The sequence below is a fragment of the Actinoallomurus soli genome, from assembly GCF_024055715.1.
In the GTDB taxonomy this organism is placed as follows: domain Bacteria; phylum Actinomycetota; class Actinomycetes; order Streptosporangiales; family Streptosporangiaceae; genus Actinoallomurus; species Actinoallomurus soli.
Map to the genome: position 1 here is coordinate 262,240 of NZ_JAMXMV010000006.1, position 12,314 is coordinate 274,553.

General features: G+C 69.3%; 12 protein-coding genes. 5 read left to right on the forward strand and 7 right to left on the reverse strand.

Annotated elements, in window-relative coordinates:
- Window positions 1–116: 116 nt before the first annotated feature.
- Window positions 117–635, forward strand: coding sequence for a peptidylprolyl isomerase (locus NDW01_RS17825; protein ID WP_252821908.1), 519 nt, complete (start codon window positions 117–119; stop codon window positions 633–635).
- Between the two features lie 32 nt (window positions 636–667).
- Complete coding sequence (locus tag NDW01_RS17830; protein WP_252821909.1) at window positions 668–1,549, forward strand: rhomboid family intramembrane serine protease; 882 nt, start codon at window positions 668–670, stop codon at window positions 1,547–1,549.
- Window positions 1,550–1,830: 281 nt separating this feature from the next.
- On the opposite strand, the gene NDW01_RS17835 is transcribed toward NDW01_RS17830, so the two are convergent.
- Window positions 1,831–2,088, reverse strand: a complete 258-nt coding sequence (locus NDW01_RS17835) for a cell division protein CrgA (protein WP_252821911.1) — start codon at window positions 2,086–2,088, stop codon at window positions 1,831–1,833.
- A gap of 119 nt (window positions 2,089–2,207) precedes the next feature.
- Between NDW01_RS17835 and NDW01_RS17840 the strand changes: the two genes are divergently transcribed.
- From NDW01_RS17840 to NDW01_RS17850, 3 genes are read left to right on the forward strand one after another with little or no spacing between them, the layout of a single operon-like run.
- Window positions 2,208–2,987, forward strand: coding sequence for a DUF881 domain-containing protein (locus NDW01_RS17840; RefSeq protein WP_252821914.1), 780 nt, complete (start codon window positions 2,208–2,210; stop codon window positions 2,985–2,987).
- Window positions 2,968–3,621 (forward strand): class E sortase, encoded by a 654-nt coding sequence (locus tag NDW01_RS17845; protein ID WP_252821917.1) that lies wholly within the window; start codon window positions 2,968–2,970, stop codon window positions 3,619–3,621. The genes NDW01_RS17840 and NDW01_RS17845 overlap by 20 nt, the downstream gene beginning before the upstream one ends.
- Entirely contained in the window at window positions 3,621–3,827 is a 207-nt protein-coding gene (locus NDW01_RS17850; protein WP_252821919.1) for a hypothetical protein, read from the forward strand. The genes NDW01_RS17845 and NDW01_RS17850 overlap by 1 nt, the downstream gene beginning before the upstream one ends.
- A 235-nt stretch (window positions 3,828–4,062) precedes the next feature.
- On the opposite strand, the gene pknB is transcribed toward NDW01_RS17850, so the two are convergent.
- From pknB to NDW01_RS17880, 6 genes are read right to left on the reverse strand one after another with little or no spacing between them, the layout of a single operon-like run.
- On the reverse strand, window positions 4,063–5,850 hold the full coding sequence (gene pknB / locus NDW01_RS17855; protein WP_252821920.1) for a Stk1 family PASTA domain-containing Ser/Thr kinase: 1,788 nt from the start codon (window positions 5,848–5,850) through the stop codon (window positions 4,063–4,065).
- Window positions 5,851–5,892: 42 nt separating this feature from the next.
- Window positions 5,893–7,314, reverse strand: a complete 1,422-nt coding sequence (locus NDW01_RS17860; RefSeq protein WP_252821923.1) for a serine/threonine-protein kinase — start codon at window positions 7,312–7,314, stop codon at window positions 5,893–5,895.
- A gap of 2 nt (window positions 7,315–7,316) precedes the next feature.
- On the reverse strand, window positions 7,317–8,765 hold the full coding sequence (locus NDW01_RS17865; protein ID WP_252821925.1) for a peptidoglycan D,D-transpeptidase FtsI family protein: 1,449 nt from the start codon (window positions 8,763–8,765) through the stop codon (window positions 7,317–7,319).
- A complete protein-coding gene (locus tag NDW01_RS17870; RefSeq protein WP_252821927.1) occupies window positions 8,762–10,261 on the reverse strand; it encodes an FtsW/RodA/SpoVE family cell cycle protein in 1,500 nt (499 codons plus the stop codon). The genes NDW01_RS17865 and NDW01_RS17870 overlap by 4 nt, the downstream gene beginning before the upstream one ends.
- Window positions 10,261–11,823 (reverse strand): PP2C family protein-serine/threonine phosphatase, encoded by a 1,563-nt coding sequence (locus NDW01_RS17875; RefSeq protein ID WP_252821929.1) that lies wholly within the window; start codon window positions 11,821–11,823, stop codon window positions 10,261–10,263. Before NDW01_RS17875 ends, NDW01_RS17870 begins: the two co-directional genes overlap by 1 nt.
- On the reverse strand, window positions 11,820–12,305 hold the full coding sequence (locus NDW01_RS17880; protein WP_252785207.1) for an FHA domain-containing protein FhaB/FipA: 486 nt from the start codon (window positions 12,303–12,305) through the stop codon (window positions 11,820–11,822). The genes NDW01_RS17875 and NDW01_RS17880 overlap by 4 nt, the downstream gene beginning before the upstream one ends.
- Between the last annotated feature and the right edge of the window lie 9 nt (window positions 12,306–12,314).

A 12,314-nucleotide genomic window follows, 5' to 3' on the forward strand; every position in this document is an offset into this window, starting at 1 on the left:
TGACGGTACGGGCGGGGCGTTCGGGGAACACGTCGAGGCCAGTAGCGTTGGCTACCTCAGTGACGTATCCGAACACGCCCGACACGGGCACACTCCGAAACGAGGAGGCGGTCTTCATGGCCGGAGAACTCATCGCGACCCTCAACACCAATCTGGGGCCCATCGTCATCCGTCTGTTCCCGGACAAGGCGCCCAAGACCGTCGAGAACTTCGTCGGTCTCGCCGAGGGGACGATCGAGTGGAGGCACCCTGCGACCGGTCAGCGGTCGAGGACCCCGCTCTACAACGGCACGATCTTCCACCGGGTCATCGACGGCTTCATGATCCAGGGCGGGGACCCGCTCGGCCAGGGCATCGGCGGCCCGGGTTACGAGTTCGAGGACGAGATCGACCCGCAGCTGCGTTTCGACCGGCCGTACCTCCTGGCGATGGCCAACGCCGGGCCCGGCACGAACGGCTCGCAGTTCTTCGTGACGGTCGTCCCCACGCCGCACCTGAACGGCCGCCACACGATCTTCGGCGAGGTCGTGCAGGGCAGCGAGGTCGTCGACGCGATCGCCAAGACCGAGACCGGCCGCAATGACCGCCCGGTCAAGGACGTCGTCCTGGAATCGGTGACGATCGAGCGTCGTTAGACGGATAACCGGCCACAGACGAGAAGGCGACGATGAGCACCGATCCGGCGCAGGCCCCGGCCCCCGAGGCCTCGATGTGCTACCGGCATCCGGGCCGGGAGACCTACGTCCGGTGTACGCGGTGCGACCGGCCGATCTGCCCGGACTGCATGCGCGTGGCCTCGGTCGGGCACCAGTGCCCCGAGTGCGTCCACGACGGCAACCGGACGGTGCGCGAGCCGCGTACGGTGTTCGGCGGCCGGGTGCGCGGCCGCCCGGCGGTCACGCTGACGCTCATCGGCCTGAACGTCCTCGCCTACCTGGGGGAGCTGGTCTCGCCGACGTTCGTCGACCGGTTCGAGATGCTGGGCGGCATGCCCGCGCGCGGCCGGCTCCCCGGGATCGGTGTCGCCGACGGCGAGTGGTATCGCCTGATCACCGGCGCGTTCCTGCATGTGCCGATGAACGCGGGCGGGCTCGGCATCACCCACATCCTGTTCAACATGTGGGCGCTGTGGGTGCTCGGCCCGCAGTTGGAGCAGGTGCTGGGCCGCGTGCGGTTCACCGTGCTCTATGTTCTGTCGGCGATCGGCGGGAACGTCCTGCTCTACCTGGTGGCCCCGCTGCAGCCGGCCGTGGGGGCCTCCGGGGCGATCTTCGGGCTGTTCGCGGCGTTCTTCGTCGTCGGCCGCCGGCTCGGCGTCGACACGCGCGGCATCGTCTTCCTCATCGTGATCAACCTGGTCTTCACGTTCACCTTCTCCGGGATCTCCTGGGAAGGGCACGTCGGCGGGCTGGTCACCGGTGCGGTGCTCGCGGTCGCGTTCGCCTACGCTCCGCGTCGTCGGCAGAAGGCCGTCCAGGTCGCCGCGTCGGCGGTCGTCGCGGCCCTGCTCGTCGTCCTCACCGCCGTGGCCACCGCGCTCGCGTCCTGACACGTCCACGCGACGCCGCGCACGTCCGCGATGCCGACCCGCGGCGCACCGCCCCGGCCGGCATCGCCGACGGCCGGAAGCACCGCCTTGCCGGCGTCAGCGAGAGCCGGGAGCACGGTTTCGCCGGCGTCAGTGACAGCCGGGCGCACCGCTCCGCCGGTGACGCGCGGGCGGCCACGGACGTGTCCGCCCGCGGAGCGCGGCACGAGAGAAGGCTGGGGACGGCTCCTGTGGATAACCCCCAGCGCGGTCCACAGGCTGTGGATAACCGTGTGGGGAAGTCAACGCCAGCGCGTCGACAGCACCACGCCGATCACGATCACGCCGAAACCGATGAGGAGGTTCCAGTTGCTCAGCGTGGTGATCAGCGGCACCGTGGCGCCGACGCTCGCCGTGATGTAGTAGACGGCGATCCAGGCCAGGCCGACCAGCCAGCAGCCCACCATCGTCGGCACCAGCCACCGCGGGCTGACCGAGACCTTCTGCGAGCGCTGCGGCGGAGTGTAGACGGCCTTCTTGCGTACCTTCGACTTGGGCACGGGGTCTCTCCTCGGGCGGAACGCGGCCGCACGCCGGGTCCGCGCATGGGTCAATTTGTCAGTTAGCGTAGTCGCTGGTGAGCAGCGTACGACCTTATTGGGGGCGGTGGGGTGTCGCGATGCGGGCAAAACCCGGCAATGGCGGGATGAGCGGCGCCCGCCGGCCGTGGCGGTACGCGATCCCGGCTCTCACGATCTTCGCCGGCACCCTGTTCGCCGCCAGCGCGAGCACCGCTCACGGTACGGACCTGCGCGGCGGCGGCCGTACGAAGGTCACCGAGCTCATCGCCCAGGAACAGCGGCAGTACCAGGGCTCGCAGGCGGACTACCGCCACCTGCGGCGGCAGGTCGAGGGTCTCGTACGGGCGGCCGCGCAGCGCGACGCACGCGTCAAGGCCGCGCAGGAGGCCGCCGACCGCCTCGCGACCCGTGCGGGGCTCGCCCAGCTGACCGGACGTGGCCTGCGCGTCACCCTCGACGACGCGCCCACCGGGCGGCGGATCCCCGGCGACCCCGGCCCGGACGACCTCGTCGTTCACCAGCAGGACGTCCAGGCCGTCGTCAACGCACTGTGGACCGGCGGTGCAACGGGCGTGCAAATCATGGACCAACGCTTGATCTCCACCAGCGCCGTACGTTGTGTCGGCAATACGCTCATCCTCCAGGGCGTCGTCTACTCGCCGCCGTTCCGGATCACCGCGACCGGAGATCCGGGCCGGCTGCGAGCGGCGCTGGACGCCTCGCCGGACATTCAGGTCTACCGGCAGTACGTCGCCGAATACGGACTCGGGTACACCGTGAGAACCCTCAAGAAGACGACCTTGCCCGCCTACACGGGCAACGTGCAGCCCAAGTACGCCACCGCGCTGGAGCCCGACGGTGCGAACACTCATCCGTAGCCTCGGCGAGCTGTGCATCACCGCCGGAGTCGTCCTGCTGCTGTTCGTCGCGTACGAGCTGTGGGGCACGGGCGCGTACACCCAGGCCGAGCAGCACAAGCTCAGTGGCGAGCTCACCCACGACTGGGCCGCCCCACCGCCGCGGAAGGCCACGGGTGCCGTGACCACCGAGCGCGTCCGGCTCGGCCACGGCCTCGCGCTGATCCGGATCCCCCGGCTGGGCAAGGGGTTCCACTACGTGATCATCGAGGGCGTGTCCGTCGCGGACCTGCGCAAGGGACCCGGCCACTACCCCGGCACCGCGATGCCGGGCGAGATCGGCAACTTCGTCGTCTCCGGGCACCGGACGACGTACCTGGCGCCGTTCAACCGCCTCAACGAACTGCACGCCGGCGACAAGATCCTCATCGACACCCGGACCCGGCAGTACACCTACAAGGTCACCGGCAAGAAGGTCGTGTCGCCCACCGACGTCAGCGTCGTGGCCCCGGTGCCGGAACACCCGACCAAGGACCCCACCGATCGGCTGATCACGCTCACCACCTGCCATCCGAAGTACTCCGCCGCCGAGCGGCTCATCGTGTTCGGGCGGATGGTCGGCTCGATCCCCCGGGTGAACGGAGCGACCTCCTGATGTACTCCTGGCTGTGGCGGCACCTGCCCGGTGACACGGTGACGCGCGTCTACATCGCCGTCGTGGGCCTGCTCGTGGTCGGCGTCCTGCTCTGGTACGTCGTCTTCCCCTGGTTCGAGCCCCAGGTGCAGTTCGATCACGGAACGGTGGACGACGGCGGCACGTCGGCTACGGCACCCCCCACCCCGGCCGCAAAACATCGGTAAAAAGTTTCTGGGCGAAGCGTGTAACGCCCTGGGGGGTCAATACGGATCAACGAGTGAGGGCTTCCGCCGTTGCCCCCGAGCGGCGGAAGCCCTCCCTCATGTCCGCACCCCCTCCGGTGCGCCACGCCCCCCGGCCCGGTTCCCGCGAAGAGCGCCCCCGCGTAGGACGAGGCCTCCCACGAACGACGAGGCCTCCTCGCCCGGGGAAGGGCGAGGAGGCCTCGGTCGGTTCGCGTCAGAAGCCCGGCCAGCCACCTTTACCGGGCTGCGACGGACTCGTGCTCGGCTGGTCGGGTGGCGGCTGCTGCGTCTGCTGCCTGGTGACCATCAGGGTCACCGTGCTCCCGCGGTTCGCCGTCTCGCCCTGACCGGGGTTCTGGTCGACGACCGTGCCGGGCGCCTCGCCGTTCTGGGCGTCGACGTAGGTCACCCGGACGCCGAAGCCGTTGCTGCGCAGGTCGGCCTTTGCGTCGGAGACCTGCTTGCCGACCTCCGAGGGCACCGTCGTCTTGCCCGGGCCGTCGGAGATGGTCAGGTTGATCTCGGTGCCCTCCGCCACCTTCGAGCCGGAGTCCGGATCGGAGTTGATCACGTATCCCTTGGGCACGGACGAGCTGTTCTGCTTGTCCGTGTTGCCGACCTTGAGGTTGGCGTTCTCGATGGCGTTCTTGGCGTCGTCCTCGCTCAGCCCCCGGACCCTGGGCACCGTGACCTTCGGCTTTCCGGTCGAGACGACCAGGGTGACCTCGGTGGTGGCCACCTGTGCCTTGTCGATCTTGGTGTTCTCGGTCGGGGAGACGCTGATGACCTTGCCGCTGTCGACGCTGTCACTCGACTTCTTCTTCGTCGTGATCTTTGTGAAGCCGAGATCCGTCAGCTGCTGTTTCGCGGAGTCCTGGTCGTTGCCGACGATGCCGGTCGGGATCGCGACGGTGTTGGGGTCCTTCGAGGCCCCGCCGCCCTTGAACATGAAGAACAGCGCCGTCACCGCGCCCACGGCGAGCAGCGCGACCACGACGCCCAGTGCGATCTTCTTTCCGCGGCCCTCGGGCTCCTCCGGCTCGGCGTAGTGCACCGGCGGCAGGTCGTAGCCCATCGTCGCGGGCCGGGTCCCCTGAGTCGGCGGCCCGCCCTGCATGACCTGCGTGCCGCCGTTCATCGCCATGGTCGGGGCGGCGACCGGCATGCCCTGCAGCGCGCGCTGGATGTCGGCGCGCATCTCCGCGGCGCTCTGGTACCGGTAGTTGGGGTCCTTCGTCAGCGCCTTCAGGACGATCGCGTCGGCCCAGCGCGGGATCGACGGATCGATCTGCGACGGCGCCGGCGGCTCCTCCCGCACGTGCTGGTAGGCGATGGCCACCGGAGAGTCGCCCTGGAACGGCGGACGGCCGGTGAGCAGCTCGAACAGCACGCAGCCGGTGGAGTACAGGTCGCTGCGGGCGTCGACCCGCTCGCCCCGCGCCTGCTCCGGCGAGAGGTACTGCGCGGTGCCGATAACCTGGGCGGTCGCGGTCATCGTGGCGGCGGAGTCGGCCAGCGCACGGGCGATGCCGAAGTCCATCACCTTGACCTCGCCGCCGGTGGTCAGCATCACGTTCGCGGGCTTGATGTCCCGGTGCACGATCCCGCCGCGGTGGCTGTAGTCCAGCGCGCGCAGGATTCCGTCGGTCATCTCCATCGCCCGCTCGGGCGACAGCCTGTGCTCGTCGCGCAGGACGTCGCGGAGCGTGCGCCCCTCGACGTACTCCATGACGATGTAGGGGATCGGGCTGCCGTCGATGAGGTCCTCGCCGGTGTCGTACACCGCGATCACCGACGGGTGGTTCAGCGAGGCGGCGGATTGCGCCTCCCGGCGGAACCGCGCCTGGAACGTCGGGTCACGGGCCAGGTCGGCCCGCAGCGTCTTGATCGCGACTATTCGATCAAGCCTGAGATCCCGAGCTCGGTAGACCTCGGCCATGCCACCACGCCCGATGACACCATCGAGCTCATAGCGACCACCGAGTAGCCGAGGCTGAGTCATGTCTCGCACTTTCCCTCGTCGTCTACACCGTGCTCTCCGAACCTACTCGCCTGAAGGGGGGCTCTCAGGCGGTGACTGTTCCGGAGAGGTCGGCGGTGAGTCCACCGCCGGTGTGGTAGGCGTCGTTGTCGGGGTACTCCTCGTCTTGGTCGGTTTCGTGGTCGGCGTCGAGCTCGTCACCGAACTCGGCGTCGGGCTGGGACTGGTCCGTTCGAAGGTCGAACCCGAGGGTACGGGCCGATTGCTCGGCACGCCAAGACGAGGCCGCTTGACGTGCTTCGTCGGGGCGGTGCCGCCGGCGGGCTGAACCCGGTTGCCGTCCACGAGCTTAGTGTGGCCGGGGCCCTTCCACAGCGCTGTGACGGTGAACACGCCAGCACCGAGAACGACGACGAGAGCGGCGCCCACGAGCACGTACCGGCTGACCCGCTGCCGACGGCGGCGTGCGGCGGCCCTGGGCGACAGACCGTCCCCGGACCCGTCCGCGCCCTCGGCGACGACACCGCCCAGGGCGATGCCGGCCGCGGCGAAACCGACGGTCGCGTCGCCGGCCCGCGAGGACTCCGGCAGGTCGTCCCCGGCGGCGAGCGGGGCCTCGACCGTCCATCCGTACGCGAGCGCGGTCTCCTCGGCGACGGCGGCGTCGCCGACGCCCAGCGAGTGGCGGATGGCGTACGCGCCCTCGGCGATCTCCGCTGCCGACCGCGGACGGTCGTCCGGGTGCTTGGCCAGCATGGTCGAGACGAGCCCTCGGACGGCCGGGGACACCGACGACGGCAGCGGCGGCGGATCCTCCCGTACGTGCTTGAGGGCGAGGGCGACCGGGGTGTCGGCGATGAACGGCGGCCCCCCGGCCAGGCATTCGTACGCGACGACGCCCAGGGAGTACAGGTCCGCGGCCGGGGTGACCTTCTTGCCGGTCGCCTGCTCCGGCGAGACGTACTGTGCGGTGCCCATGACCATCCCGGTCTGCGTCATGGAACTGTCGCCGCTGCGCGCGATGCCGAAATCGGTGATCTTGACGGTGCCGTCACCGGTCACCATCAGGTTGCCGGGCTTGATGTCCCGGTGGATGATGCCCGCCGAGTGGGCGACGTGCAGCGCCCGTGCGGCCTGCCCGACGAGGTCCAGCGTCGCGTCGACCGACAGCCGCCCGTCGCGGGCGAGGATCTGCGACAGCGTCTCGCCCGACACCAGCTCCATGACGAGGTAGGCGAGGTCGTCCTGCTCGCCGTAGTCGAAGACCTGGGCGATGCCGCTGTGCTGCAGCGCCGCGGCGAACCGCGCCTCGGCGCGGAACCGCCCACGGAACGTCTCGTCGCCGAGGTACTGCTGTTTGAGCAGCTTGACCGCCACCGGACGGCCCAGGAGCCGGTCGGTGGCCTTCCAGACCTCGCCCATCCCACCGATGGCAAGACGTTCGTCGAGCACATACCGGTTGTTCAGGACGTCTGGCGTGGTCATGGTCAGTGCACCGCCTGAACGATGCGCCAGGCGATCGGGGCCGAGAACTTCGCACCGCTCGAACCCGCCGGGCCCTCGGTGACGACCGCGAAGGCGACCTTGGGGTTGTCCCTCGGGGCGAAGCCGACGAACCAGTCCTCGTTGATCCCGCCGATGCCGGTCTCGGCGGTGCCGGTCTTGCCGGCGATGTCCCGCCCGGCGAGGACGGCCGACGCCGTACCGTGGTCGACGACCGCGCGCATCATCTCCTGGATCTGGCCGGCCGTGTCGGCGCTGATCGGCTGCCCGATCTGCTTCGGCTCGGCGGTCACCAGCTCGGACTGGTCCTGGGCGACGACCCGCTTGACGAGGTACGGCTTCATCATCTTGCCGCCGTTGGCGACGGTCTGCGCGACCATCGCCATCTGGAGCGGCGAGGCGGTCACGACCTCCTGGCCGATGCCGCTGCGGGCCAGGGAGTCACCGCCGAGCGGCTTGGTCGGGTAGACGCTGGTGGCGCTGGACACGCCGTTCTCGATCTCGGTCGGCTTGTTGAAGCCGAACTTGGCCGCCATGTTCTCGAGCGTCTGCTGCTTCAGCGTCAGCGCGAGGCGGCCGAACGTCGAGTTGCAGGACGCCGCGAACGAGTCGATCAGGGGCGGGGAGCCGTTGCACTTGGCCTCGTCGCCGTCGGAGTTGTGCAGCTCCTGGCCCGACTCGGGGAGCAGGAGGCGGTTCGCGTCGGTCGGGGTGTCCTTGTTGTACTGCCCGCTCTCGATGGCCGCCGCCGAGTCGATGATCTTGAAGGACGAGCCCGGCGCGAACGTCTCCCGCGTCGCGTAGTTCAGCATCGGGGCCGGCTTCTGCTTGTTCAGCGACTCGAAGACCTTGTTCGCCTTCTCCCCGTCGTGCACGGCGACGTCGTTCGTGTCGTACGACGGGAAGGAGGCCATCGCGAGGATGGCGCCCGTCTTGACGTCGATGGCGACCGCGCCGCCGCGCCGGATCGTCTGGTTCTTGATGCCGCTGTAGGCCGCCTGCTGGGCGTCCGGGTCGATCGTCGTCTGCACGGTGGCGCCGGCGGCCTTCTTGCCGACCAGCATGTCGAACCAGTTGTGCAGGGCCAGCCGCTTGTCGGTGCCGTCGAGCAGGCCGTTCTCGGCCGACTCGAGGCCCGTGCGGCTGAACACGCTGACGTACCCGGTGATCGGCGAGTAGAGCGTGCCCTGGTTGTAGTGCCGCTGGTACTCCTTGCCGTCCTTGCCGCCGATCTTCTCGGAGTAGGCCAGCGTGACCTTCCCGGCCATGATCGGGCCGCGGTTGTGCTCCCACTGCTGCGCGAACTGTCGGGAGTTCAGAGGGTCGGTCTGCAGCTTGTCCGCCTGCGACCCCTGAATGTAGTTCACGTTGATGATCAGGATGACCAGCAGGAGCATGCCGGCCACCGCGACCTTGCGGAGCGGCTTGTTCACTGGGTCCTCACCACCTGGGTCATTCCCTCGTCCTGGATCGGCTGTGGCGCGGGTCGCCGCGCGGTGTCACTGATGCGGATCAGAAGGGCGATCAAGATCCAGTTGGCGAGCAGCGACGATCCGCCCTGGGCGAGGAACGGCGTCGTCAGACCGGTCAGCGGGATGAGCCGCGTCACCCCGCCGACGATGACGAAGACCTGCAGCGCGAAGACGAACGACACACCGCCGGCGAACAGCTTGGCGAAGTTGTCCTTCGTGGCCAGCGCCGCCTTCATGCCCCGCTGCACGATCAGCGCGTACACGATGAGGATCACCATCGCGCCGGTCAGCCCGAGCTCCTCACCGAACGAGGTGAAGATGAAGTCGCTGAAGGAGTACGGCGTGCGCCACGGCTCGCCCTGCCCCAGGCCGGTGCCGAGCACCCCGCCCTGCCCGAGCGAGAACAGGCCGCGCATCAACTGGCCGCTGTCGGCGATGTACGTGCCGCCCTTCGCGTGGCATGCCGCCACGGTCTGGATCTGATTGATGATCTTGTTGCCGACCTGGCAGCCGCCGTCGAAGTACGACTTGGGGTCCAGCCAGATGTTGATCCGCTGCTGCACGTGCGGGATGAACGGCGTGAGCGCGCTGGCGAACGCCAGCAGCAGCCCGCCGATCGCCACCCACATGAACCGCTCGGTCGCGATGTACAACATGCTCACGAACAGCCCGAAGAACAGGATCGCCGTACCGAAGTCGTTCTCCAGCGCGAGGACGCCCAGGGTCAGCACCCAGATCACCAGGATCGGGCCCAGGTCCCGCGCCCGCGGGAGGTTCAGCGGCCCGATCTTCTTGCCGACGATCGACAGCGCCTGCCGCTTGTTGACGAGATAACCGGCGAAGAAGGCGACCAGCGCCAGCTTGGAGAACTCGCTCGGCTGGATGGAGAACGGACCGAGCCGGATCCAGATCTTGGCGCCGAGGCTGCCACTGATCGACGAGGGCAGGAAACCCGGCAGCGCCAGGAAGAACAGCCCGACCGCGCCGATCGTGTACATGTACCGCTGCAGGACCTTGATCTCCCGCAGCAGCACGATCACCGCCGCGAACGCCGCGATGCTGAGCGCCGTCCACATCAGCTGGTTCGGCGCGGAGGCCCAGAGGCCTGTGGGGTTCTTGCCCTGCGCGCGGGCCAGCTGGACGTCGCGGCTCGTCCCCAGGTCGAGCCGGTAGATCATGGCCAGCCCGATGCCGTTGAGGAAGACGGCCAGCGGCAGCAGCAGCGGGTCGGCGTACGGGGCGAAACGCGCGACGACGACGTACGAGATCGCGACCAGCACGCCCAGCCCGGCCCCGTAGCCGTACATCCCGGTGGGCAGGCTCCCGTCTCGCGCCAGGCCCACCTGTGCGAAACCCGCGATGGTGATCACCATCGCGAAGATCAGCATGGCGAGCTGAGCGCTCCGCCGGGGGCGGGTCGCGATCTGAACCTCGGGTTCGGCGGCTGCGGAAGTCATCAGTGGGTGGTGTTCGCCTTTACGGGGGGACAGCCGGACTTGCCCGGCTTCCTCTTGCACGTGTCGGCCTGGTCGCGGAGCTCCTGCACCTTGGCACGGGCCTGCGTGACGTCCGCCACGGAGATGCCCCTGTGCACGGTGTCCTTGGTCTGCTTGGGCAGTGAGCTCACCTGCACCGGCGGGTTCGATGGCTCGACGACCGTCTCGTCGCAGCCGATGGAGTTCTTCTGGCCCTTGCCCTTCCAGATCGTCACGACACCCTGCGGGTTGTCGGCGACGACGATGTGGCACACCTGCTTGCGCAGCGTGTTGACGGTGGTACGGGCCTTGCCCAGGCTGCCCAGGCCGTCGATCGTGTGAGTCACCGAGTCACGGGCCGAGGGCGCCAGGTCGGCGACCTTCAACGCCGGGCTCGGCCGTTCCTTCAGGTGGGACAGCTTGAGGCCCAGGAGGTTCTGGTTCATCCCCTGGTAGATGACGACCTGGCCGCCGTCCGCCGCGACGTAGTACTGCCCCTGGATGGTGCTCCAGGCGACGTACCCCCCGCCGCCGGCCGCCAGCAGGACGACCGCGCCGGCCACCGCCACCAGCCAGGGCCAGCGACGACGCCGCCGCCCCACCGCCTCCTGCGGCAGCGTGTCCTCCGGCTGCCGCGCGATCGCGGGCATGTCGGCCACGGTCACGGGCGCGGGCTGCTGCTGCTCCCGCAGCGCGGCCGCCCGCTGAGCCGGCGTCTCCGCGGCCATCGCGCCGGGCGGCGTGTCCGCCTCGCCACGGCCCCGGCCCGCGTGGTGCGCGGCACCCGCGGTGATCGGAACCGACGGCGGGCCGGGCTGCTGCTCCAGCTCCACCACGTCGGCCACCACACAGGTGATGTTGTCCGGGCCGCCACCGCGGTTGGCCAGATCGATGAGCTGGCGTACGGCCTGGTCCGGCTCTGCCGCCGTGCTCAGCGCGTGGTGGATGGTCTCCGCGGTCACCACCGTGCTCAGCCCGTCGGAGCACAGCAGGTAGCGATCGCCGAGCTGCGCCTCGCGCAGCGAGATGTCCGGATCGACCTCACCCCGGCCGTCGAGCGCCCGCAGCAGGAGAGAGCGTTGCGGGTGTGAAGCGGCCTCGTCCAGGCTGATCCGACCCTCGTCGACGAGCGACTGGACCAGTGTGTGATCATGGGTGATCTGGAACAGCTCGCCGTTCCGGAGAAGGTACGCGCGGGAGTCGCCGATGTGGACGAGGGCGACCTGCGGGCCGTTCCACAACATCGCGGTGAGCGTGCAGCCCATGCCCTGCAGGGACGGATCACCCTCGACGATGCTGTGCAGCGTCTCGTTGGCCCGGTGCACCGCCTGCTCCAGCGCGCCGACGAGCTCGTGCGCGGGGAAGTCCCGGTCCAGTGGCTTCAGGGTCTCGATCGCGGCGGCACTGGCGATCTCACCGCCGACGTGGCCGCCCATGCCGTCGGCCACCGCGAGCAGCCGGGAGCCCGCGTACGCCGAGTCCTCGTTGCCCTCGCGCAGCATGCCGACGTCCGACCGGGCGGCGAAGCGAATTCCGATGGTCATTTGCGCAGCTCTATGACGGTCTTCCCGATGCGGATCGGTACGCCGACGGGGACGGGTTCCGGCCTGCTCACCTTGGCGCGCCCGAGAAAGGTGCCGTTCGTCGAACCGAGATCCTCCACGAACCACTGACCGTTCTGCGAGAAGAGCCGGGCATGCCGTCCCGAAGAGTAGTCGTCTCCGAGAGGCAGCGTGACGTCATTCGACCGACCCATCGTTATCTCCGTGCCCACCAGGTCCATCGTCGTGCCGGCGCGGGCTCCTTCGGTGATCACCAGCTTGGTCGGTTCCGCACGCCTGACGCGCGGCGCCGCGGCCTGCCGGGGCGGCCGGGCGGGCTGGGCGGCCTGCCGGGGCCGCTGGGCCTTCGCGGCGGCCTTCGAACCCCACAGGTCGGCACGGATGACGCCTGCGGCCGCGATGACGAACAGCCACAGCACGGCCAGGAACGCCACCTTCATGAGCGTCAGGGTGATTTGGTTCATCGGAGTTCG